This window comes from Streptomyces halobius, assembly GCF_023277745.1.
In the GTDB taxonomy this organism is placed as follows: Bacteria; Actinomycetota; Actinomycetes; order Streptomycetales; family Streptomycetaceae; genus Streptomyces; species Streptomyces halobius.
The window spans coordinates 5,787,259-5,809,891 of record NZ_CP086322.1 but is presented as its reverse complement, the minus strand read 5'-3'; the positions used below and the strand labels follow the sequence as shown (position 1 = coordinate 5,809,891).

Genomic DNA, 22,633 nt, shown 5'->3' with positions numbered 1-22,633 from the left:
CGCTTCTTCCCCGTACGACGCTCTGAGGTTCCTTGTGTCTGCCGTTGCTCTTCCCTGGTACGCCCGCCCGGCCGCTTTCATCGTGTTGGCCGCCGCGCTCGTCATGTCCGCGCCCGGGGAATACTCCCTGGCCGTCCTGGCCGGGTGGTCGCCGTGGGTCGCGTGGCTCATGCCGGTCTGCGTGTCCGTGTACGCGGCCGTGGCGGCCATGTTCGTGGACTCCCGACCCAAGGGGGCGCCCGGCCGGGGAACGGCCGTTGTGGGGGCCGCTGGGGCTCTCGCTCTGGCCCTGGCCGCGCAGGTGACCGCGCACCTGATTTCGGCCGGGTTCGCCGCTTCGTCCGCGTGGCTGGTGGCTGCTGTGTCCGCCGTGCCGCCGGTCGTGGTCGCGCACATCATGCACATGGTGGCCAGGGCCCACCGGGTGGCCGTGGAGGAGCCGGTGGTGGCCGCCGCGGATTCCGCCGAGACGGTCACGGGCGTGTCCGGCCAGGAGCCGAGGAACGCGGAGGCGATCGACGGTCGGGAGTTGGCGGACACCGACGCGGACACTGAGGCGGAGGTGGTGGCCGCTCCGTCACCGCCAGCGGAGCTGTCCGTGATCGATGGTGGAGCCGGACAGGCGGACACGATCCCGGGCCTGGAGGTTGTCCGGACGCGGAGGTCCGGGCCGCGTGGCCGGGCGGTGGAGGAGATCCGGGAGGCCGTGGCCGCCTTGGAGGCGGACGGCCAGCCGGTCAACGGCTCCACCCTGGCCTCCAAGCTGAACGTCTCCGACCGGACGGGCCGCCGGTACCTGGAAGAACTGGCCGCGTGACCTGTGACAGACCGGCCCGGCGGTCTTTTGGTTCCGGACACGGCCGCCGGGCAACGGCAAAACCCCGCCCATCCGCCACGGGGGGAGCGGATAGACGGGGCCGTGTTGATCCTATGCGGTTGTCCGGTCACCGGATGGGCGTTCCTGGGAATTGTCCGGCAGAGCGTTGCCCGGTACGCGGTAGCCCTCGGCCTCCAGGCGCGCGGTGGTCTCCGGGACCGTGAGCCCTTCGGCGCGTAGTTCGTACATGCGTTGGTTGATCTTGGCGCCGGGTGCGTCGTTCATGCTGCGCAGGGTAGAGGCGGGGTCTGACAGTGAGGCAGAGAGCCCCGCCCGTCTGCCACGGGGGAGCGGACAGACGGGCGGGGTGCTCTCACAGAGGCCAGGAGTCGGCCGGCTCGTCCAGCCATGCCCGCTGTCCCTCTGGGGTGATGGTGAGGCCAAACCGGGTGTGCTCTGGCTTGCCCCGGCTGACCCACCACCGATAGGCCGCCTCTACCTCGTCCCACAAGCGACGTGGCCCCGACTGGTAGACCGTGGCCTCCGGCTCACCACTCCGGAAAACGGCGGCTGCCCATGACCGGCTCGTCAGGTCGAAGAACCACGCCTTCCCTGTCCCCGCATCTGACCGGTTGACCACATGGGCACAGTCGGGCACACGCAGCCCCATCGCAAACCGTACGGACTCGTAGCGGTCCCCCAGATCTGCCAAGGTGACCGGCGTACTGGACACGTCCGCGTTGCCGGGGAACTCTGGCACGTGATCCCGGAACCTGTTCCAGTCCAATCGCTGATCCCGTAGCTTCATGAACTCGACCATGCGCAGGAACGGCCCTGTCGCGCTGCCGTCCTTCCCCATGGTCAGCCGGATGAGTGCGTCTTGGTCGCTGTAGTGGGTGCCCCAGGGGGCAAGGATGATCCCGCCTGGCCGTGTCTGTTCCAACCAGTGCGGCGGGACGGCTCGCACCCCTGCCGTGACGATCACACGGTCATACGGTGCTCCGTGCGCCCAGCCGTCCGCCCCGTCCCCGTGGATTACCTCGGGGCTGAGCCCGGCCCGCTTCAACGCTCCCCGGGCCTGTTCGGTCACCGCACCGTCAATCTCGACGCTGACCACGTTCGCGCTGCCCAACCGATGGGCGAGGAGTCCGGAGTTCCAACCCGTACCGGTGCCAACTTCGAGCACCCGCATACCGTCGCTTACGTCCAGGTCGCGAAGCATCGCGGCCACGACTGACGGCATGCTCGCCGAACTGGTGGGCACGGTTCCCGGCGCGGTGCCCGTGTGCTTTCCGTCGTCCCACTGGATGACGAGGGGGACGTTCGCGTAAGCGGCCCGCGCCCACCCTTCGGGGTCGTCGTTCCGGGAGAGGGGGACGCTGCGCCCGGTGGCCATGTCGTGCGCCCAGATGAGATCCGGCAAGAACAGCTTGCGTGGTACGGCCCTGAACGTCTGCGCCCACTCGGGCGTCAGGGCTCCTGTTTCGAGGAGGGACCGCGCCAGCTCGTCACCGGCGCGGCCTTCCTGCTCAGAGGTGAGCGTCACTTGCGGTGAGTCCCATCGCCGGGCGGCATCTCGCCGTCCGGGGGCGGCGGCGGGGGCGGCTCCCAGGGCTGGCCGGGGTGGCCGTCGTCTTCGTCCCCTCCGCCATCGGCGGCGGTAATGAACCGCATGTCTCTCATGTGGCGTTCCCTCCTTCTTCAGTCAGGTGGTGCACTTGCACCCGCCCCGATCGCTCGACCTGTCCCATGGCCTTCCGATCGTGACGGAAGTCTGTCAGTGGTGCGGTGCGGCCGGTAGAGGCATGAGGCTTTCCGCGTAGGGGACGGTCCACACCGTGGGGTGGGCAATGCCGTGCCCGTGGTAGCCGTCTTCGCCGAAGGCTTCGCCGTGGTCGGCGCACAGCAGGACAAGCCATGGTCCTGCGTCTGGCATGGCGTCGAATAGCCGGCCTAGTTGAGTGTCCACGTAGGCGAGTGCCGCGCATTGGCTTTCCCATGTGTCCACCGTTTCTCCCTGTAGGTACACATGGTGCGGGGTGTGCGTGGCAGGGATGTTGAGGAACAGGAATAGCAGACTCCCTGTTTCCTGTTCCCGAAGCACGTTGAGGGCAATGTCCACTTGGTGGCGTGTGGAGTCCGGGCAGTCCGTTCCTGTTTTCGGATTCCAGTAGCTCTCTTGAAAGAGCCCCGGCAGAACGCGACCTAGCTTCGTCTGGTTGGAAAAGAAGCCGACCCCGCCGATGCACACGGTGCGGTATCCCAGCCCGGAAAGTCCATCCACGATGTTGGGCGCGTCGAACACGAACGTTTGCTTCTTGATCGTGGTGCCGCGTATCGCGTGGCAGGCGAGCAGCCTACCGGGGCGTTCCGGGCCGGAAGGAACGGGCAGGAATCCGGAGAAGAACGCCGCATGCGCGGGGAGTGTGAAGGACCCTTGCGTACGGCGCTCTTCCCAGAGTCCGTCAGGGAGCAGGTTTTCCAGATTTGGAGTTCGGCCACCGTGCGTGGTTGCCCGCGCTACGTCGTAGCGCAATGAGTCGAACGTGACGAACAGAACGTTGTGGCTTCCGATTACCTCGTTCGCGTTGATCACGATCCGTGTCCCTTCGACGTCACGGGCCGGCGGTGGCCCGTGGCTCAGGTGTTGGGGTCTGTCGTCTGGAACTCTGGGGCCAGCACCCCTCCGGAGTTGCGGACTTCCTTGGACGCTTCCAGTACGTCCTTCACGGTGTCGATGCCGCGCCAGTAGCCGGACAGGCGATAGCCGATAAGCTGCCCGTCCTTAGCGAGTTGAGGAAACGTGCTGTCTTCGTGGTCGCCCTTGTCGGGGAGCATGGCGACGACTTCGGGATTGAATACGTAGATGCCGGCGTTGATCCAGTAGGGAAGTTCCGGCGACTGAACGAAACCGTGGATGCGGTCACCTTCACCCAAGTCCGCTACTCCCCAGTTCGACCGATACGGAGACAGAGCTACGGTCACGGAGCCGTCATGGTGGCCGTGGTACTCGGCAAAGTCCGCCAGAGAGAACGTCGCGAGAACATCACCGTTGAGGACGAAGAACGGCGCGGCCGGATCGGCCAAGCGGCCCGCCGCGAATTTGAGGCCGCCACCGCGTCCCAGTGGCTCCTCCTCGATGGCGTACCGGACTTCGATACCGAACCGGGCGCCGTCGCCCGCGTACTCCGAAATCATCTCGTGCTTGTAGCCGCCACTGATCACTACGGATTTCACGCCGTGTTCCGCGAGCCAGGCCAGTTGGTATCCGACGATGGGAGCCCCGGCTACCGGGACCATGGCTTTGGGTGCGTCGTCGGTGTACGGCCGCATACGGGTCGCCTGGCCACCCGCCAGGATCAGAGCCTGTGTCACGAGGGTTGCTGACATGTCCTGTGCTCCTTTGGCGTTCCCAACAGGCACCCCGTTGGCGCCCGTTGCGCGGCATCCTCTCAGCGTTCATGTATCAGGGGGAGGAAACTCGCCCCGGATGGCGGACCTGTGCGGTCGCCCGGCCCCTGCTAAAAACCGGACGACCGCCGGCGCTCCTCATTTCGTCTTGACCCCTTCGCAGGCAAGACGGGGGCCGGGGGATGGTTGGGCCCTCCACGGGGAGCGCGCCCGGCCATGACCAAGCCGGGGGTCGTGCCCCGCTCCCTGACGATTGAGTGTCTCGGGCACCAGGGAGCGGGAGTTCATGAGGTTGCCAGGGCAGCGATCACAACGAGCACCACCGTGCCCCAAACGCACAGAAGGAGAATTCCGCCGACGAACACGCCGTCCACGTTGATCCGGCGGCGTCGCCGTCGCCCAGTCATCTGCGGGCCTCCTCCTTGACGCAGTGGCCGCACGGTTTCCGGCCGTCGCGCTCAGCTTTGCTGCGGGATGTGACAGCTATGACCGGCACGGGGCACTTGTCGACGGTGTAGCAGCTCGGTACGGCGTGGTATCGGGCTCCGCTGCTCTTGGCGACGTATACCGGGTCATCTGGGCCCACCCCGCGAAGGGGGGAGCCTCGCTCAACGGTCCGGGAACGGGATGGGGGTTCACTGGCCGGGCCAGGAGCGTGGAACACGAGCGTCACGCCATGCGCCTCGCAGCGGTAGGTCCATCGACTCAGCCGCTGCATGTCGTGAGCCGACTCCACAGGGCAGCGCATGGCTACCACTTCCGGCCGGCGTTCTTGCCCGAATCGGAGCCGCCCGACGACTCTTTGTTCTTGTCGCGGTTCTTCTTGGAAAGGTCGTCGGCGGTGCCGCTCATCGCTACTTCCCTGATGGTCTTTACAAGTAGCTCAGACTGGGCGTGATCCATCGACGGAGGGATGATCCGGGTAGCCGTCCAGGTATTCCACAGGACCGCCGAGGACGTATCCGTGTCGATTCCGGCCGTGTGCAGTGCGGCGTCCAGCGCCTTGGCTACCTCACGCGCCAGGGTCCCGGGTACCCGTCCACCGATAGCCTGAACAAGGCTGACGGCCCGAGGGATTGACAGCGTGGCGAGGCGGATTCGGTTGGTGACGATCCCCTCGACCATGTTCTGTGTGATCACGGAGGGTCCGGCATCGAGCCCCACGAGGTCCAGCGCATCGTCCAGGCGCTGGCGTACATCCCTCACGGCCTGATGCGGCGTTCTGATCATGGGGGCAGACATGGTCACGCACTCCTCTCCGTAGCGCTTCCACTACCAGGGCGACTCAGCGTGGCCTACAGTCGGGCTCCTCTTCAACGTTCTAGGGACGGAGGGCACGTTGGTAAACGTGAAGGAGTTGAACCCGGACGCCTCGCCCCAAGCGGCCTACGGCGCTCGTCTGCGCAGCGCGAGGGAGGCGCGCGGCTGGAAGCAGGACGAGCTGGCTGAACAGGTGGGATACTCGGGGCGGCATATTTCGGCGGTCGAAACCGGCCGCAAACCGCCAACTCGCCGTTTTTCGCGGGCTGTAGACGTTGCACTCGGGCTCACTGGGACCGCAGAGTCGTTCGAACGCGCTTGGGGGGAGCTCCGGAACGGCAGTCTTATGGAAGGGTTCCCGGAGTACTTGGGGCAGGAGGCTCGCGCGGCAGAGATCCGGCTGTTTGATTTAGGGGTGATTCCCGGATTGCTTCAGACACCGGAGTACGCGAGAGCCATCGAAGAAGGCCACGTGAAGCGGGGCACGCTCAGCCCCGAACAAGCATCTGAGCGGGTTGCGTTCCTGGCGGAACGGCAAGCGGCTCTGGTGCGGCGCACCCCGCCCATGGTGATCGTGGTCTTGGATGAAAGCTGTATCCGGCGGCCGATCGGAGGGGCCCAGGTCATGGAGCGCCAGTTGGCTCGTCTGATCGAGTTCGCCGGCCAGCCGGACACCACGCTCCAGTTGGCCCCCTACTCCATGGGCGAGCGCCGCCCGTTCAATCGGCTAGTGAATCTGCTGACCCTGCCCGATCGCTCCGTCATGTCCTACGTTGAGTCCGAGACCAACGGACACTTGGACAGGGAGATCACATCCGTACTGCCACTGGTGAGGGCCTACCATCAACTACAGGCCGAAGCGCTTTCCCAGGCTGAATCAGTGGCCATGATAGAGCAGGTACGAAAGGGCACCCCGTGACGACCGACTCCCTCCCCCTCACCTGGTTCAAGTCCTCCTACAGCGGCAGCGGCGGTTCTTGCATCGAGGTCGCCGCTAACCTCGTCGCCTCGCGCGGCGTCGTGCCCGTTCGGGACAGTAAGGACCCGGAGGGGCCTGTCCTCTCCTTCCCCTCCACCTCCTTCTCCGCCTTCATTGCGGACATCAAGGCCGGCTCATTTTCCCGCTGACCAGCGGGCCCCCTAGCTGCCTTGTCCGCTATGAGCACGAGAACGGCCCCCTTCGCCATCGCTAGGCGAAGGGGGCCGTTCTGTCAGGCTGCCAGGTATGCGGCCACCTTCAGCACGTCGTCCAGGCCGGCCGCCGGGCCAGCCAGCTCTCGGGCAGCGAGGAACAGTTCCTCGCGGGTGGCCTCTCCGCTTTCTGTGACGGGTTCGACAGGACGGAACAGATCCGCCACGGCCGCCCGGTGGCACTCGGGCCGCTCCGAGCAATCCGCGGAACAAGCCCCGTTGTCCTCGGGGCATGGCGCGGGGGCCAGCTCCGAGGCGGCAGCGGTCGGCACTTCCGGGGCCTGTTCTCCCTCCGCCGTGATGGATGCCAGCGTGACCGTTCGGGCGAACCTGCGGGCGGCCTCCGGGGTCAGGTACAGGTACGCCGGCGGTTCAGGCCCGTCGTCAAGACGCTGGACTTCCACCTCCACGTATCCGTCCGGGTCCGCTTGCACCGTGGCGCGCGTCCCGCCGTCGTAGTCACATTCGAACTCTTCAGCCATCTGGGGGTGCCTCCAGGGGTCGTTACTAGCGGTTCCGCCGGCCCTCTACCGGGCGTGATCATTCGTCGGTGTCGTCCAGGCGCCAGGGGGCCCGGTCGTCCGGATCGGTCTCCAGCTCCAGGTCCTGGCCCAGGTCGGTCATGGAGGCCCCGGCCAGCGTGGCGTCCTCCAGGGTCATGAATCGCATACGCACGGGGCGTCTCCCAGTAGTTCAGCGACCCACACCCAGGGGTCACGGTCGGACTTCGACAAGTTGCAAGCCGCGCAAAGTGGTTGCAGGTTGGCTATGGAGTGGGCCCCGCCCTTGGACAAAGGGATTACGTGGTCGATGTGCTCCCATGGGGCGCCGCAGGCCGTACAGGCGTACAGGCCGCGTTCCTCCCAGTCCGCGAAGAGGTCGGCCAACGCGAATGGCTCCACGCGGGCCTCGCGTGCGCGCGCCCGGCGCCGCTGGTTGCATGCACGGATTACCTCGGGGCGCTCCTTCCGGTATCGCACCTGGCTACGGGCTAGGCTCTCCGCGTTCCTCGCTCTGTAGCTCGCCATTTGGGCCAGCAGGCGTTCTCGGTTCGCGGCGTAGTACCGGGAGTTCTTCTCACGCAGCCGCTCGGCTTCACGCTGGCTGTACCGGCGCTTCCGCTCCCGGATGGCGTCGGCGTTACGTTCGCGGTAGGCCGCTTCCTTGGCCTTAGCAGCCTCGGGGTTCCTCGCGCGCCACCTAGCAACGCTCACCCGGCTCTGCTCCCGCACTCTCACGGGATCGGCGGCACGACGCTGAGCGTCCCTCAACCGAGCACACCGTTTACAGTCCGAACGATGGCCGTCCCGTCGGCTCTTGTCCCGATGGAACTCATCCAGCGCCTTGTCCACTCCGCACTTCGTGCACACCTTGGTTAGTTGGTCATCTGCGCTCGGAGGCCAGTTCACGCGGCCAGCTCCACGTCCAGGTCCACGTCCTCCAGGGCCAGCGTCTGGACGGCCGTGCGGAGCCGGTCCAGGGCCCGCTTCAGCGTCTGGCGGGAGGTGGCCACGGTGATGCCCAGAGCCTCCGCTATGGCGGAGTGGTCGGGTATCGGGAGGCCGTCGGCGTCGTACCCGTTGAACAGGTGGGGTTCGGGGTCGAAACCGTAGGTCATCCGGACCACACGGTCCGCGTTGCCGTGAAGCTTCTCCAGGAGGGCATGCGCCAGGGCCGCCTTCCGGGCCCGGTCCTGGATGGCCACGTCCCGCGGCTCCACCAAGTCCTCCGGCACGCCGTACCGGTAAGGGTCTGCCAGACCCTCCGCCAGGGGTTCGCCTTCCCGACTGGTGGGGTCCATGGCGTCCAGGAATACCGTTCCTTCCAGGACCTGGCGGACCCGAAGTGACGTTTCTGCACTGAGGCGGTGGCTTGAGCTGGGCAGGACAGTGGCCAGGTATTCCGCGGCCTCCAAGTCCCCGCCGACGATGCCCATGCAGCCCTTGAAGGTCGCCACCGCGTCGGCCGAAATCGTCGGCCCGGAGCGGCCGGAGGCGCTGTCCAGGACGGCGCCCTTGATGCGGGAGTGGGCGTACGTGGAGAACTTGGCGCCGCCCTCCGGGTTGTAGCGGGCGAGCGCTTCCAGGGCCGCCACCCTGCCGTCCTGGCGGAGGTCTTCCAACTTGTCCCCGTACCCGGCAGACAGGCCCGGAGTGTGCGCCATGCACTTCTCTGCCAGGCGGTAGATCATTCCTTCCAGGCTGTCCAGTACCTGGGCGGTTGCCTCCGTGTCGCCGTTCTGGGCAGCACGAATCAGGGCGGGGCAAAGCATGGGGTGGTGCTCCTTGGAAAGGGGGCCCGGATGACCGGCTCGTGGTCATGCACTGGGGGCCGTGACAGGCGGAGATCCGCACGCCTGTTCGAATCGGGAGTTAGAGCTGGGCCCTGAAGTCCGTACGCATGTTCGAACGAGTGGGTAGGGGTGTGCCCCGGGAGATGGCGTGCTGGCAGGGGGCATCGCCGCGCGGCCCGACGGGGCGCGCGTGATCAGGTATGGGTTAGCTCAGAGCGAGCGAACTAAAAGGCCCGCCCTGGCGTTGGATGCCGGAGCGGGGCCTGAAAGGGGGTCCGCCCGGCTCAGAGCGCCGACGGATCAGTGATGCCAACAGCCTTGGACAGACGGGCAAGGCCGGTCAGGGCGCAGGCGCGGTCACGCGGTACGCGGGTGGCGCGGGCGTAGAGGCGGCGCCTGGTGGCGCGGGGCAGGTACGGCAGCCGGCTGCCCTTCGGCGGGAAGGCGACCAGGGCCAGGCGGAGCGCATAGGCGTACAGGGCGCTGCGCAGATGCCACAGGTAGAGCGCCGCCACCTGTGGAGGCTGGCCGGCCTGGCGGACGCCAGCCACGCGCCGCCGGATGCACTCCAGGGCATGTGTGCTCAGGGAAGGCCGGTCGATTTCGCGGGGCGTCGGGTGAAGTGCCACAATCCTCTTCGTGGTAAGCCGAGTCCCGCACTCTCTCACCAAAGGTTGAGCGGGCCTCGATAGCTGAACATGGCTCCCCTGCAAGGGAGCGCATCGGCCGGCGCCCGGGGGCTGCAACCCCTGGGCGCCGGTTTCCTTTACCGGCCGCAGTGACGTGCGGTACCGGACGGAATCGCGGGTGTCAGTGACCCATGCCGACTCCGCCGTCTACCGGCAGAACGGCACCGGTGATGTAGCCGGCATATAGGCCGTAGGATCCGGGGAACTGAAGCGGGGTCAGTTATCTACTCGCACCTGTCTCTGGGCTCTGAACCGAGGGCGAGGCACGCGAGCGACGTGGCGATCGCCAGGATCATCAAAGCCGCTACGGTGAAGAGCAGTACCAGCTTCGACAGCGCTTCCCATACGGCAACGAGCGCGCACAGTGCGATCACGTTTCAGCCCCCCTTCCCTTCTGCTTAGCTTGCCAGTGCTATTCCGTGGCGCGCGAGTTGCGCACCTCGCTCTGGGTCGAGCATGATTTTGGCCATTACGCCATCGCTGACGATGGCAGGCAGGGTGTACTGCCACATGTCCGTCAGGTACTCGTCGAGGTCATGCCGCTTGGTGAACGCCTGTGACATGTTTTGCACTCCTGCAAAAGCTGCCACGAAATACCTGGAAGCCCTGTTAACGTCCACCTCGGGCCGAACTTCCCCCTGCTTTTGGGCCTCTGACAGGATCGATACCACGAAATCGATCCACATTTGCATGACCCGTGTCCGGTCGACGCGGTCGGTGCCCTGTTCCATCGTCAGGCGTGCGGCACCCCGCTGGATCGGGTTGATTCGCAGCCCATATACGAGCAGGTAGGTTGCGTCTACAAGTTCCTGCACCCGCAGATGTTGCGGAGGAACAGACATTCCCTCGAACTGCTCCTCGAAGATGGCAGCGGCGACGGCCTGCTTATCGCGGAAGTGGTAGTACAGGGCACCGCGCGTGACCTCAGCCTCTTTTGCGATGTCGCCCACCGTGGTCATGGGATAGCCGTGCCTATCGAAAAGGGTCGCTGCGCATTCGAGGATGCGGCTACGGGTGCGGATGGAGCGCTCCTGCTGGGGGGTCCGTTCCGCCCGGCCATCATGAGTCACTACACGTCTCCATTTCGTCTTCGTCGAGTTACGCGGTGCGTTCGAACTGCCAACGAAGGTAGATAACGAGTCGTTGAGATCACCAACGTGTAGGTTTTTTGGCGCATATCGAACAAGGAGCTCGAAATGATCTAGATATTGGACATTTCCGCAGGTCACAGCCCCACCTAGGCGGATCCAGACAGTTCGTGATCAATGAGCGCGAGTGACGCAAGAGGCATTAAGAGATGTAGATCACTCGCCATACCTGCACCTAGGCCGAAAAAGCGAGAGGCCCCGCACAGGCGGGGCCCCTCTGTCAGTAAACCGTCTCCGATTCAGGCAAACACAGCCTCGAAATCACTACTCGCGGGCACCAACAGCCTCAACTGGCGCTGCACATATGGAACTTCACGCACGCATGGCGTACAGGATTGTCACGGGAAGGCCGCTGGCCGACGCATGCCGGATGGCGTTTCGCCCTGCACGGTCCGCGATGCAATCGCCGTATGCGGGCAAGTCCGGTCTCGCAGGCAAACAAGGCTCCGGAATCCCTCCCAGCCGGATAAGCGCATAAGCAATGCGCTTATAGACAAGGCAATTTACTCCTGTGACCGCACTTAGGCGGCTGGGGCCCACTCTGGCGGAAGGCCGTAGCCGCCAGCCCACGTACGACCGTAAACCTCCGCATCCGTGCCGATAGGAACACCGAACAGGTCCATGCGGACCGTCTCCGCTACCTCCCGGGCAATGTCGGCCGCCTCCGTTTCCGGGGCCGTGCCCAGCGCTTCGTCATGCACCCACAGGTTTAGATACTGGGTCAGGCCCTTGTCCTGAAGGTCGATGAGCGCCTGACCCATCGTGTCCCGCGCCGTTGACTGGCACATGTAAGCCACGCCCTTATAGAGCTTGTCCCGGTCGAGGACCAGGCGCCGGCCGGAGGGCGTGCGGATCTCGCAGTTGTTCGCCAAGGCGTGGCGCTGGAGGCCGCGGGCCCATCGCTTGATTCCCGGGTACGCCTTGGCGTAGCGGGCCAGGGTGTCCCGCATAACCTCCACCGATAGCCCGGTCTGCTTCGCGAGGGTCTTGGCCCCACCCTGGTAGGAGGTCCCCAGGCCCGCGACTTTGGCAAGGCCGCGCTGGTGCTTCGTGAACTCGGCTCCGAACATCAACGTGGCCGTGTGATCGTGCAAGTTCCTGCCGCCTCGGATCGCGTCACACATGCGCGGTTCTTGTGAGAGGGCGGCCAGGACGACCAGCTCCACCGACGATTGGTCCACGCTGAAGTACACGTTTCCCGGCTCCGCAATCACGGAGCGGCGGATCTCCCAGCCTTTGGAAGGAAGCTGCTGGAACGGCGGGTCCGACACCGACGCGCGGGCCGTCTTGGCGCCCAGTGTGTTGATCTTCGGGTGTACGCGGTCTCCGGCGTCCCGGCGCTCCAGCATGGCCAGGGCGTATGACTTGCGCCACCGGCCCGCGCGCTTTGCGTGGAGCACGGCGTCCGCCAACGGGTTGGGGGTGCGGACGTTCAGCCGCTCCCACTTGTCGTTCAGGTCCGCCAGGGGCAACAGCACTTCCTTGGCGACGGAGAGGGCGCCGGAGTCGGTGCGCTCCTCCCACTGCTCCCCCATGCCTTGGAGCGCAGCGGCCACCTGGCGGTCAGAGTTGACGTTCTCCACGCCGTACCTCGCGGCCTTGGCCGCGTGGCGCTCCGCCGCCTCCTGGAGCCGGCCCACCAGGCCCTCCGTGTACGGCACGTCCAGGAGCATCCCCCGGCGTTCCAGGGCCGCGCATATGGCCATGAGCCGGTGCTCGAACTCCACCAGCACGTCCGGGATGCCATGGCGTTCCAGCTCCTGTTCCAGGTGGGGGCGGAGGCGGGCGGCCAGGAGCACGTCCAAACCGGCGTAGCGCTGGTACGTCTCGTCCTCGTACGGGACCCCGGCCCAGCCGGTTTCCTTTGTCAGGCCGTGAGCGTGGAAAACGCGGGTCAGGCCCTTTTGGGTGTCGGGGGCCGCCGGGTCCACGTACCAGGCGGACAACGGTTTGAGGCTGACCCCCACGCCGCCCTCAAAGTCCTGGCGACTGTCGGACAGGTGGGCCAGGATCTTGGTGTCCCGGACTCGGGGCGCGACGGCCTCCAGAGGGGCCACGCCGTGGCGGTCCAAGACCAACAGGTCATAGGCGGCGTTATGGATCACCAGCTCCGGGCACCGCGTGACCACGGTCCGCGCCACGTCCGCGAACGGTCCGCCCCGCTCGAAGGGAACGACGAACGCCGTGTCCCGGTCGCCATACTGCACCGTCCGGAGTCGGTGCCCTGGGCTGAAGGTGTCCAAGCCCGTGGTCTCCGTGTCCAGCGCGAGGGACCGTGGCTGATGAGCCGTGAGCCATTCCCGGGCCTCCCGGGCGTCGTCGTCCGTCTCCAACGCATGGATGGTCGTCACGTCCCCGGCGAGGGTGTGGCGGTAAGTCTTCACGCGGCGCTCCGTCACGCTCTGTCGGCCGCCGGCCCAACGCTCCGTGACACACAAAAGGGGGCCGACCCAACCGGGCCAGCCCCCAACTAACGTGTGCCTAGACCGCCTTGGCCTGGCCGAATATGTCCGTCTCACCCCCATGCACTGGGCCGCGTGACACCGCGCGGCAGTCGGCCAGGTTCTCCATGACGAACACCCCGTAAGACTTCTTCTCCCGCACACCCGGGAAGGTCCTCAAAGCGTCGTAGAACTTGTTGCGGGTCATCGGGTGGCGGATGCCGCACTCCTCCACCCACGAGCGGTAGCGGTCCCAGGTCTCCGACCGGGAGACCTGCGAACCCGCCTGGACCTCGAACTCCTCCCCGATGAAACCGCTCAACGGGTGGGAGCTGTCCCGGTAGTGCGCCGTGCGCGACTCCACGGCCGCCGGGAACTCCAGGCCCCGGCCGCTTTCATACGCCTTGAACCAGGCCACTGCGCCTCTCACGGCCCATGCCGCGATGCCCTCCCGCTCCTGGCGAAGCGTGGCCTGGAGGTGGCGGTCCTCCCGCCCCCGGAAATCCTCGCCCCACGGGACGACACGAACGCGTTGCCACAGGGCGGCGTCCGTGGCGTCAACGTCGGGCACATAGTTGGTGTCCACCTGGACCAGACACACCGGCTTGAATGTGATTTCACTCCGTGCGTAAACGCCTCGGGCCGTGATGGTCTGATCCCCCGTGACCGCCTTCATCAGGGCTTGGTCCAAAGGCATGTTCGCAGGCCACTCGGAGGAGATCACCAGCCGTCGGCCCCGCAGGCCCACCACGTCCGCGCGCGGCCCGCCGGACTCGCGGCGCTTTTGGAACAGGCTCGCGTCCGCCCGCTTCACGGCCTCCCGGAACACGTTCTCCAGAGCCGTGGTGAACGTCGTCTTCCCGTTGGTTGTCGGGCCCACGTGCATCACGAATATCCGCTCCACGCCGTACCCGCTGATGCCGTAGCCGGTGAGTCGCTGCAGAAAGGCCGGCATGGCCTCACACGACGGGTGGCACTCCTGCAAAAACCGTTCCCAGCGCGGGGCTTGGGCCTCCGGCCGGTACGCCACGTCCACGAAAAATGTGTTCATGTCGGCCGGGTCCGCCTCCCGGAGCTGGCCCGTGCGCAGGTCCACCACTCCGTTCGCGAACGCCAGGAGGTGAGGGGCCGCGTCGAACTGCTCCACGGTGGCGTACACACCGGGGATGGAAGACAGCATCTCCACCATCCCCTTGACCTTGCTTGCATTCTGCGAGTTCACCAGGTGTTTGGACAGCTTCTCCGGATCGTGGCCCGGTTCGCTGGCCATGGCCTTCACCACCCGCCGAACGTCCGCATACAGCGCTTCCTGTGGGACCTGGGCCCAGTGCCGACCGTGCCACTTGAACACGCCCACGCCCGGCACCATCCGGACATGCCCGCCGAGTTGGCGAAACAGCCTCTCCGCATTGCCCAGGTCGGTGAGCGGGAACGTCACGTCCGGCTCCGGCTCCTGCGGGGCCACCGCGGATTCCACCTCCGGCTCCATGTCCACGGTGTGGAGGACCGCCCGGCGGACGGCCGCGTGGAGCTGGCCGGGGAACGCCTCCGGGGCACGGGCCCGCCAGTCGGCCAGATCGTCCCCGGCCGTCGAGATCTCCAGTTTCCGGACCATGACCCCGGCCCGGACCAACGCGTCCGCCAGGGCGTCAGTGAACGCGGCCCCCGCGTTGTCCCGGTCCCCGGCCAGCACCACGTCCCGGTCCCCCAGGCCCGCCGCCAGCTCCTCCACCAAGGCCGCGTTACGGGCGAGGCCCGCGCCACGCACCATCACCACGTCGTACCCGACGGCCAGGGCCGTGAGACCGTCGGCGGGACCCTCAGTGACCAGCACCGTGTCATAGCCGGAACGGGCCCGCAGGGCGCCGTATTTGGCCCACGCACTTCCTTCCGGTGAAACGATGGAAAGCCACCGGGCCGGACAGTGGCCGGTCAGGTCCCGGCCCTGGAGGCCCCGGGGCCTGCCGTTGAAGTCGCACAGCGGGACCGTCAAGCGAGGGTGGCGCAGGTAGCCGGTAGAGCGGTAGGTGAACCGGTCGTCCAGGCCCGGGTAGTCCAGGCCCAGGCCGAGGTCCACCGCGCGCTCCGCGTCCAGGCCAAAGCGCTGGAGTACGTAGTCCCGGGCCTCTGGGTGCTCCGGGTCCAGGAACGCCACGTTCGTGGTGTCCACGTACTGGGCTAGGGCCGCGAGGGCGCCGGTATCCAGAGCGCCGGGCACCGGCTTGGCCGACGCCTTCACCCCTGCCCCAGGGGTCCAGTCGAACAGGTCCGACGCCCGCATGCCCAGAGCCGCCAGGATGGCGTCACGGGAACACCCCGCCCAGCACCGCATCAGGAGCCGGCCGTCCTCCTTGAGGCGGAAGAACAGGGAGGGGCGCTGGTCATCGTGCACGGGGCAGGGGACGCCGTACTCCCCACGCTCCTCCACCACTTCCGGGAAGCGGGCCAGGAACTGGGCAAGGTCCTTACGCAACGTCGTCTCTCCTCCAATGCAAAACGGGCGTGTCCGGCCCCATGCACTGGGGTCCGTGACACGCCCGCGGATGGGGGGTCAGTCGAGATTGCGGAGGGCCTGGAGGACACGCCCGAACGTCACCAGGTCCATGACCGCGTACGCGTCCTCCACGCGCCGACGCGGGGCCTTCACGACGGCCACGCCGTACGGGAACCCGGCGTTCACGGCCTCCCGGTTGGCTTGGCGTACGTAGTCGGCCAGGCGGATGGACTTCTCCGCCTTGCACTCCAGGACGAACGGCCTGGCGTGGAGGTCTCCCACGTCCTTGATGCCAGTCTGGGCGGGGCGGGTGACGTTATCCGGGTCGTGGGGGTCCTTCCATGGGTACGCCGCGTCCTGCCAGTGATCGACGTACTGGCCAAGGGCAGTGTTCAGGTAGTGCCGGACCGCCCGCTCCCAGGTGGTCCCCTTCTGCTTGTTGGGGTTGTTCACCGGCGGCTCCGGCGGGTCACGCGAGCGATCAGGAGACTAAGGACCAGCGCCAGGAAGACAACGGCCACCATGGAGACAACCGCCAGGACCAGGATCACGTCAGACACCGGCCGGGACCTCCACCGGGATCGTCACGGCGACGTGTTCGGCCGCCACCGTCTCCACACGGAACGTGGAGCGCTTGACCCAGCCGCTCTCGTTGCCGGTGGGCCGGACCTTCAGCATGGGCAGAACGCGGCCCTTGTAGTTCTCGGTATAGGTCCGCAGGACTGTGGCCTCCACCATCCGGACGGAGTTCCCGCGCCGGGCCGCGTAGACCAGGGTGTCCCCCTCGCGGATCTCCTGACCCGTGAAATCGTGAATGTGGCCACGCTTCGCCACGCGTCTCTCCTCTGTCTTGTCTTGGAATGGGGCGGGGCCAGGCCCGTAGTGGGCCTGGCCCCGCTGGTCACGCGGTGTTCACCGCCGGCCTAGCGGTGAGTGATCAAAACGGCGGCTCCTCCACGTGCTTGGCCAGGGAGGGGAGCGCCGCGCCTACGTCCTGGGGGACACGACCGTGGACCTGAAGGACCGGCTTCCGGTACGTCACGTCCACGCCGCTCTTGGTCTGGAACTCGACCAGTTCGAGCTTGAGCGTGCACAGGGCGGGGCCGCCGACGGCCTCCAGCTCCCGCCACACCGTCTCGATCGACTTCATGAAGTCCCACGAGCCGGTCATGAGCCTGAAGCGGCCCAGCTCCGGGTCATCCGCCAGGCGGAATTCAATCCGCTGGTCCGGCTTCGGGCCGTGGCCCGCCTTGGCGCCCGCCTTGCGCTCCTGGAGCGTCTGGGGGCAGCCGCACGGCTGGCCCACGCGCGGGTCCTCAGTGTCGATGAACTCCACGCCGTCACACGCGTGGATGGGCTTGCCGGTCATGCCGTAGAGAGCCATGCGGAACGACACGGCGTCGGGGCCGTCCACGATGACCTTCACGGTGTCCGCGTCGGTCAGCACCTCCAAGGAGTCCTCCTTGGTGGTCTCCCACGACTGGGGTATGCCTCCGTACAGATTCGCCACGGCCTTGCCCACCTCGGGGTCTCCGGTCGTGATCCGCCAGGCAGACAGACCCACCGGGCGCCCGTTGAGTTTCTGCCCGGCTCGGAACCGTCCGACGAAATCGGAGCTGTAGACCTTGGGTCGGGCGGAGGGGTCGTTGTCGAACACGCGGAGGGTGCGAGCCATGCTGTGGGCGCTCCTTGGGGAATCGCTTGGAATCAGGGAGCAAAAAGGCCCGGCGTATGGCCGCCGGACCTCTCGCTAATTCCATGCACTGGGGGCCGTGACGGGCCCTCCCGCGCGTTACGCTCGCCGCTGCGTGCCGGTCTCCATTTCCCCACCGGAGGCAACGGCGCGGCCAATTATTCCCCGCTTCAACGTGCGTTCCCACTCGAATACGGCCCGCAAGTGGACGAACACGTCGAACAGCTCCGGCGTGTGCCGGACGGGGACCAGCTTCCAGCCCTCCGGGCGCACATGGACGACCGCCGCCGCGTCGATGGCCGGCACGGGCACGGACTCCCCCGTGTCAGCCCGGACTATGCGATCCGCGTTCGCGTACGCAGAGAGCTGTAGGGCGACTTCCTCATGGACGCCGGAGCGGGTGGTCTTCCAGTCCAGAACCACAACCTCCCCACCGATCTTGGCGATTGCGTCGAACGACCCGGCATAGTTGTGCTCATCGCTCCACACCGCATCTTCCAGGAACAGGAACTCCGGCTGGACGGTGTCAAGGAACTCCCGGAAGTGATCGGCGTAGGAGCGGAGATCCGGGTGGACACGGGTCACGGACTCACCACGGGCGAGGCGTTCGAACACATCGTGAGCGTCCGACCCAATGTCAGCCGCATGCCGGGTGACCCGCCGGGGCGCCCCCTTCAGATAGTCGATGGCGCCGGAGCGGTCGGTCATCGCCAGGCCCACCAGGGGCCCGATGTTGTCCACGGCCGCCGTGGCCACCTCCTTGGCTGCCCAGAACTGAAGGAACCCCTTTGGGAGCATGGACAGAATCGAGGTCACGCCCGGCGCCTTTTCGCCGCTTTTCGGGTCCACGTAAAAACGCGATCCTGAACGTTGAATGGTATTGAGTGTCGCCACGGCTTACTCCGCTCGCCACGGGCCCCAAGGGGCCGCGTTCTGTCGATTACGGAGTCATGCACTGGTGCCCGTGACGCCCAGACCCGGGGAAAGAAAAGCGCCCCTAGCTCCTTCTTTCTCTAAAACCAATTAGGGAAAGAAGAACCCTAGGGACGCTTTTCTGCCCCGGTACAAGCCAAAGGGGCCCCGCTCCGTGATGGAACGGGGCCCCAGGGTGAGCGCGTGCGGCTCGTGGCGTTACTCGTCCAGGCCCTCCAGCTCCCTCGTCTGTCCGGGCCTCCTGCTTATCGGCCGGTGCCGTCGCCCACCGACTCCTCCGGCAGAGTTGCCGGGTTGTACTTGGCCGCCACCTTCCGGGACGCCCCCTCGCCCAGGAACAGGAGGACCAGGAACGTGATCGCGTCCATGGCCTGGTCGTTCACGGCCACGTCCGCCACGGCGGGGATGTAGTGGCCCACCAGGACCAGGAGCGCGCCAAGGGCGGTCCGGACCCTTACCGGGTTGTCCCGGAGGGCCTGGCGAATAAGGTCGATCATTCAGTCTCCCAACTGTGTAAGCAGAGCACGGACGTTGGCCTGGAATTCGTCCAACGTCCCGCCGTTGTTGAGCACGTGGTCCGGCTCGACGCCGTCCAGCTCCGTTTCCGAGTCGTGTTCACCGGCCTGTCCGGCCAGGCCCGCCCCCGGCCGGTCCACGCGGACGACCACGGCCCCCTCCTGGCGCAGGGCGGCCAGCTCGTTGGCGTACCGAACGTCCGTGACGATGCAGGGCAGGTTCCATTCCGTCCCCTGGCGGGCCTGGGCCTGGACGGGCCGGACCCAGAAATCCGGGTCACGCTCACGTATGGCCTGGCCGTACTCCTGGAGGAGTCGTCGGACCTCGGGGAGGGACTTGGCCCCCTCCCATCCGCCGTGGTCCTCCAGAGCGTCCACCAGGTGGTAGTCCTCGTAACAACAGCACGAGTTCACCAGCGGGTTAAGGCGGGTGAGTGCTGCTTTGAGTTCGTCGGCGAACGCCAGGTGGGTGTAGGCGGCGTGCCGGCTGAATTCGGCGGCTGCGGTGTCCTTGCCGGACCGGGCCTTGCCGATGAGCGCGATGTGGGGATGGGACAGGGTGCGTCCTCCAGGTACAGCGCGCCCCACGGGCGCGGATTGGTTCGTTGTCTTTGCACTGGGCCCGTTACACGACGCCCGTAGCCTTCAATGCCGCCGCGATCAGAGTCCCGGCGGAGGTGACGGCCGCCACGGGCAGGGCGTAGCGCCACCGCTCCAGGCCCCGGAGCCGGGTTTCGTGATCGGTCAGGGTCTGCCTCACCGCTTCGTGGGTCTGTGACAGGCTCCGCACATCGCCCCGGAGCGCCACCAGCTCGTCATAGATCTCACGGGCCCCGATGGTGACGCCGCCCAGCTCGTCACGCTCGCTCATCTCACCCCTTCACGGTGAACCCGTGCTTCGTGCCCAGGAGGCGGAGCGAGGCGATACCGGGGATGCCGTCCGGCGGGCCGCCGACGCGGGCCCGCTTCTGCCAGTTCGCGTACGCGATGCGGGTCATGGACCCAAAGGAGCCATCGCACCACCGGGCATCCAACAGCCCCTCCGCCCGGAGCGCCGCTTCGACGTGCCGTACGTCGGCCGGGTAGGTGGTGCCGCCCTGCCGCAGGCCGGGGTCACGTACGGCCGCAGCGCGGATGCGGGCCAGCGACACCACCGGTTTGGCTTTCGACGGGGCCTTGGTGCCCTTGTCCGGAACGGTGATCTTGTCTCCCGGGTGGATCAAGTCCGGGTTCTTCACCTGGGGATTGACGGCCAGGAGGGCCGCCATCGACACCCCGGCGGAGGCCGCGATCTTCCCCAGGGTCTGGCCCGCCTTCACGGTCACGGTCTTGGCCTTGGACCCGCCGGAGTGGGAGCCGCCGGTGGCCGGGCCGGAGGCTGCCGCCTTGTACTTGAAGCCGCTCCGTCCCTTCAGGGCCGGGTCCGCCGTGGTCACGCCCTCCGGGTACCGGGGCAGGCCGTACCCGTGGACGTAGGCATCCCGGCGGTTGCGACGCTTGAGGTAGACGCCGTCCCCCTCTGCCGAGCCGGCGGAGGTGTTGCCCTCCACCGTGGTGATCGTGGTCGCGTCGTAGGCAACGACCACGCCCGTGTGGGAGTTCGCCGACTTGCCGTAGATCACCTGGGCGCCGATGGCCGGGTACGCCGAGTAGCGCTCACGGGACTTGAACCAGTCGTACGCCGTCCACACGGACGCCGTTACTGGGAACAGGGAGGTTACGCCGGCCTGCCGGGCACACCAGGAGACGAAGGTGGCGCACCATGCCTGGTTCTGGGACCACTCCAGGCCTGGGACGGCCGGGCTGTAGCGCTGGTGGTTGTTCCAGTGGCCACCGCTGAATCCCTCGTGGTAGCCGATCTCTCCGCGCGCTATGCGGATCACGTCTGCGGCCTTACCCAAGCCGTCCTCCTGTTGGCATGCAAAGGCCCCGCCGGAGCTGCCCGGCGGGGCCGTGTGACTGATTGATCTGGGTGGTTCAGGACGCGACGCCGTACAACCGCTGGACGTACGCCCACACGGTGGACGACGCCTTGGCCCGTGCCTGGAGCGTGATTTTCGGGTGCGCCCCGAACTCATAGCCGGGGATCTTGAACGTGGTCTGGATGGGCTTGCCGGTGGCGCCGGAGGCCATCACCTGGCCGTCCACGGTGATGCGGATGTCCCCGCCGTTCCCGTTGCCTACGGCCTGGGCGAACACCTCCAGGCGCGGGTGTTGGATCTCCGGCCATGCCACTTGGAGGTCCGTCCAGGACGTGTCGCTGGTGGACGGCCAGTCGGTCGCCTGGGCTGGGCTCATGGGGATGGGCAGGTGGGGGCGGGCCAGGCCACCGGCCACTACGTCCTCCGACAGGAGTTCGTGGCCTTGGGCATCCTTGATGCGGACCGCCTGGGCTTGTTCGTCGGCGGTGGTGCCGTTCCACACCGACAGTGCGACGCTGCCGTCTCTGCGCCGCACGATGAGGGCGTGTTCTCCGGCGATGGGTCCGGCCTCGCCCACGCGGAAGGTTTCCGCGCCGCCGGGCTGGCGGACGGACAGGCCGCCGCCCTCGCCGATCTTCACGTCTCCGTGCATGATCTGGTTCAGTGCCGGCCGACGGTTGGCGGCCGTCGTCAGGGCCCGCAACTCCGCCTCCAGGCGCCGGAGTCGGTCGTTAATGTCCTGCGGGATCGTCGCCACTATGCAGCCTCCAAGTACAGCTCCGCGGATTCCTGCTGTCCGCGCTGCGCCGGGGTCACGTTCAGTCCGACCACGCGAAAATCAGCGTCCAGGCCATCGGAGAACCAGGTGTCCAGGATGCGCAGCCGCACAGCGGAGCCGATGAGCGCGGGCGTCACCTGTCCGTCCAGACGGGTCCGGATGGACGGAATCACCACCGGGTCCTTGGCGCGCGCCAGATCTGCCTTCGCGTGCTCGTTGAGGGTGCCCAGCTTCTCCACGGTGTTGTAGTCGCTGGATCCGTCCAGCCGGGGCCATCCGGCTTTCAGCTTGTCCGGGTAGGACCACACGGTGGACATGATTGGGTTGGACGCGTCCGCCTGGTTCTGGTTGTCGGTGGCGCCACGGCTCTGCCAGGTGTTGGCCATCCGGGTGGCGTCCTGGGGCCAGGAGTAGTTCAGGACGTTGCCCGGGTAGGTCAGCATGACCGGCGCGGCCCCCGCCGTGATGGTGGGGTATCCGAGCTGGAGGCGCTTCACGCGCTCTCCGGTCGAGGCGTCGCGGTAGACCTGGACGCGCCACTCAAAGCCGTTCTCGACGGCCGCCAGGCGGTCCAGGGCCTCCCGAACCCGGGTGGAGTCGAACCGGGAATACGTGCGGTCCCGCCGGACGCCCGCCGTCTTGCTGTAGTCGATGCGGATCCCGATGTCTCCGCCCTCCTGGTCCGTGGCGTACGTCGCCAGGTCCCGGGCGATGTCGAACTGGTCCATCTGCCTGGCCTCCAGGGTGTCCCGGAGGATGCAGTGGTCCCAGTAGGAGTCAAAGGTGGCCGCCTGTATGGCCACCGTCACGGCGCCACGATCGTCCACGGCCGGGGTCATGGTCCACACGATCCCGCCCCACCACAGATCCGATCCGCGCTCCACCCACAGGGCAGTACGACCGGGAACCACAGCCCGCTTGACCCGGGCCGCCATCTCCGCATCCGGTACCGGGATGGTGCCGGACAGGGCACCTGTCTTGCCTATGTAGTCGTCGAAGGTAACGCCCTGGACGGGGAGCTGGTCCAACGTCTGGTCTGTGCGCAGGT

27 protein-coding genes are annotated in these 22,633 nt (G+C 66.9%); 3 read left to right on the top strand and 24 right to left on the bottom strand.

Features of this window, described 5'->3' with window-relative positions:
• Window positions 1-34 precede the first annotated feature (34 nt).
• Complete coding sequence (locus tag K9S39_RS26515) at window positions 35-817, top strand: helix-turn-helix domain-containing protein (protein WP_248865813.1); 783 nt, start codon at window positions 35-37, stop codon at window positions 815-817.
• A 111-nt stretch (window positions 818-928) separates the two neighbouring features.
• Here the strand turns inward: K9S39_RS26515 and K9S39_RS26510 are convergent, their stop codons facing one another.
• The 6 genes from K9S39_RS26510 to K9S39_RS26485 all read right to left on the bottom strand — a co-directional run bounded on the left by K9S39_RS26510 (window position 929) and on the right by K9S39_RS26485 (window position 5,470).
• Window positions 929-1,102: a recombinase family protein gene (locus tag K9S39_RS26510; protein WP_248865812.1), complete on the bottom strand. Its 174-nt coding sequence runs from the start codon at window positions 1,100-1,102 to the stop codon at window positions 929-931.
• 88 nt (window positions 1,103-1,190) lie between these two features.
• A complete protein-coding gene (locus K9S39_RS26505) occupies window positions 1,191-2,363 on the bottom strand; it encodes a methyltransferase domain-containing protein (RefSeq protein ID WP_248865811.1) in 1,173 nt (390 codons plus the stop codon).
• Window positions 2,360-2,500, bottom strand: a complete 141-nt coding sequence (locus K9S39_RS26500; protein ID WP_248865810.1) for a hypothetical protein — start codon at window positions 2,498-2,500, stop codon at window positions 2,360-2,362. The genes K9S39_RS26505 and K9S39_RS26500 overlap by 4 nt, the downstream gene beginning before the upstream one ends.
• A 94-nt stretch (window positions 2,501-2,594) precedes the next feature.
• A complete protein-coding gene (locus tag K9S39_RS26495; protein WP_248865809.1) occupies window positions 2,595-3,413 on the bottom strand; it encodes an STM4013/SEN3800 family hydrolase in 819 nt (272 codons plus the stop codon).
• Between the two features lie 44 nt (window positions 3,414-3,457).
• Window positions 3,458-4,207, bottom strand: coding sequence for a nucleotidyltransferase family protein (locus K9S39_RS26490; RefSeq protein WP_248865808.1), 750 nt, complete (start codon window positions 4,205-4,207; stop codon window positions 3,458-3,460).
• A 771-nt stretch (window positions 4,208-4,978) separates the two neighbouring features.
• Window positions 4,979-5,470 carry a hypothetical protein gene (locus K9S39_RS26485; protein ID WP_248865807.1) on the bottom strand — a complete coding sequence of 164 codons (492 nt, stop codon included), beginning with the start codon at window positions 5,468-5,470 and terminating at the stop codon, window positions 4,979-4,981.
• A 97-nt stretch (window positions 5,471-5,567) separates the two neighbouring features.
• On the opposite strand from K9S39_RS26485, the gene K9S39_RS26480 reads away from it, so the two are divergent.
• Together K9S39_RS26480 and K9S39_RS26475 are read left to right on the top strand one after the other, a co-directional pair.
• Entirely contained in the window at window positions 5,568-6,407 is an 840-nt protein-coding gene (locus K9S39_RS26480; protein WP_248865806.1) for a helix-turn-helix domain-containing protein, read from the top strand.
• Window positions 6,404-6,616 (top strand): DUF397 domain-containing protein, encoded by a 213-nt coding sequence (locus K9S39_RS26475; protein ID WP_248865805.1) that lies wholly within the window; start codon window positions 6,404-6,406, stop codon window positions 6,614-6,616. Before K9S39_RS26480 ends, K9S39_RS26475 begins: the two co-directional genes overlap by 4 nt.
• 83 nt (window positions 6,617-6,699) lie before the next feature.
• Here K9S39_RS26475 and K9S39_RS26470 read toward each other — a convergent pair whose 3' ends face one another.
• The 18 genes from K9S39_RS26470 to K9S39_RS26390 all read right to left on the bottom strand — a co-directional run bounded on the left by K9S39_RS26470 (window position 6,700) and on the right by K9S39_RS26390 (window position 22,613).
• Entirely contained in the window at window positions 6,700-7,161 is a 462-nt protein-coding gene (locus K9S39_RS26470; RefSeq protein ID WP_248865804.1) for a hypothetical protein, read from the bottom strand.
• A 58-nt stretch (window positions 7,162-7,219) separates the two neighbouring features.
• Window positions 7,220-7,354 carry a hypothetical protein gene (locus tag K9S39_RS42165; protein WP_283112849.1) on the bottom strand — a complete coding sequence of 45 codons (135 nt, stop codon included), beginning with the start codon at window positions 7,352-7,354 and terminating at the stop codon, window positions 7,220-7,222.
• The gene (locus K9S39_RS26465; protein WP_248865803.1) at window positions 7,336-7,911 is read right to left on the bottom strand and encodes an HNH endonuclease signature motif containing protein; all 576 of its coding nucleotides are present in this window, start codon (window positions 7,909-7,911) and stop codon (window positions 7,336-7,338) included. The genes K9S39_RS42165 and K9S39_RS26465 overlap by 19 nt, the downstream gene beginning before the upstream one ends.
• Window positions 7,912-8,084: 173 nt before the next feature.
• Entirely contained in the window at window positions 8,085-8,951 is an 867-nt protein-coding gene (locus K9S39_RS26460; RefSeq protein WP_248865802.1) for a sigma-70 family RNA polymerase sigma factor, read from the bottom strand.
• Window positions 8,952-9,256: 305 nt separating this feature from the next.
• Window positions 9,257-9,523 (bottom strand): hypothetical protein, encoded by a 267-nt coding sequence (locus tag K9S39_RS26455; RefSeq protein WP_248865801.1) that lies wholly within the window; start codon window positions 9,521-9,523, stop codon window positions 9,257-9,259.
• Window positions 9,524-10,059: 536 nt separating this feature from the next.
• The gene (locus K9S39_RS26450) at window positions 10,060-10,731 is read right to left on the bottom strand and encodes a ScbR family autoregulator-binding transcription factor (RefSeq protein WP_248865800.1); all 672 of its coding nucleotides are present in this window, start codon (window positions 10,729-10,731) and stop codon (window positions 10,060-10,062) included.
• Between the two features lie 599 nt (window positions 10,732-11,330).
• Window positions 11,331-13,193 carry a DNA polymerase gene (locus K9S39_RS26445; protein ID WP_248865799.1) on the bottom strand — a complete coding sequence of 621 codons (1,863 nt, stop codon included), beginning with the start codon at window positions 13,191-13,193 and terminating at the stop codon, window positions 11,331-11,333.
• Window positions 13,194-13,290: 97 nt separating this feature from the next.
• Complete coding sequence (locus tag K9S39_RS26440) at window positions 13,291-15,723, bottom strand: phage/plasmid primase, P4 family (protein ID WP_248865798.1); 2,433 nt, start codon at window positions 15,721-15,723, stop codon at window positions 13,291-13,293.
• 78 nt (window positions 15,724-15,801) lie between these two features.
• Window positions 15,802-16,197, bottom strand: a complete 396-nt coding sequence (locus tag K9S39_RS26435) for a hypothetical protein (protein WP_248865797.1) — start codon at window positions 16,195-16,197, stop codon at window positions 15,802-15,804.
• A gap of 99 nt (window positions 16,198-16,296) precedes the next feature.
• Complete coding sequence (locus K9S39_RS26430; protein ID WP_248865796.1) at window positions 16,297-16,578, bottom strand: hypothetical protein; 282 nt, start codon at window positions 16,576-16,578, stop codon at window positions 16,297-16,299.
• A 103-nt stretch (window positions 16,579-16,681) separates the two neighbouring features.
• The gene (locus K9S39_RS26425; protein ID WP_248865795.1) at window positions 16,682-17,419 is read right to left on the bottom strand and encodes a recombination directionality factor; all 738 of its coding nucleotides are present in this window, start codon (window positions 17,417-17,419) and stop codon (window positions 16,682-16,684) included.
• Between the two features lie 117 nt (window positions 17,420-17,536).
• On the bottom strand, window positions 17,537-18,331 hold the full coding sequence (locus K9S39_RS26420; RefSeq protein ID WP_248865794.1) for a PD-(D/E)XK nuclease family protein: 795 nt from the start codon (window positions 18,329-18,331) through the stop codon (window positions 17,537-17,539).
• 284 nt (window positions 18,332-18,615) lie between these two features.
• Window positions 18,616-18,867: a hypothetical protein gene (locus K9S39_RS26415; protein WP_248865793.1), complete on the bottom strand. Its 252-nt coding sequence runs from the start codon at window positions 18,865-18,867 to the stop codon at window positions 18,616-18,618.
• A complete protein-coding gene (locus K9S39_RS26410; RefSeq protein ID WP_248865792.1) occupies window positions 18,868-19,473 on the bottom strand; it encodes a deoxynucleotide monophosphate kinase family protein in 606 nt (201 codons plus the stop codon). It abuts the gene before it with no gap.
• A gap of 37 nt (window positions 19,474-19,510) precedes the next feature.
• Window positions 19,511-19,756, bottom strand: a complete 246-nt coding sequence (locus K9S39_RS26405; RefSeq protein ID WP_248865791.1) for a hypothetical protein — start codon at window positions 19,754-19,756, stop codon at window positions 19,511-19,513.
• Window position 19,757: 1 nt separating this feature from the next.
• A complete protein-coding gene (locus K9S39_RS26400) occupies window positions 19,758-20,786 on the bottom strand; it encodes a LysM peptidoglycan-binding domain-containing protein (RefSeq protein ID WP_248865790.1) in 1,029 nt (342 codons plus the stop codon).
• Window positions 20,787-20,862: 76 nt separating this feature from the next.
• Window positions 20,863-21,564, bottom strand: a complete 702-nt coding sequence (locus K9S39_RS26395) for a hypothetical protein (RefSeq protein WP_248865789.1) — start codon at window positions 21,562-21,564, stop codon at window positions 20,863-20,865.
• Window positions 21,564-22,613 (bottom strand): hypothetical protein, encoded by a 1,050-nt coding sequence (locus K9S39_RS26390; RefSeq protein ID WP_248865788.1) that lies wholly within the window; start codon window positions 22,611-22,613, stop codon window positions 21,564-21,566. Before K9S39_RS26390 ends, K9S39_RS26395 begins: the two co-directional genes overlap by 1 nt.
• Window positions 22,614-22,633 lie beyond the last annotated feature (20 nt).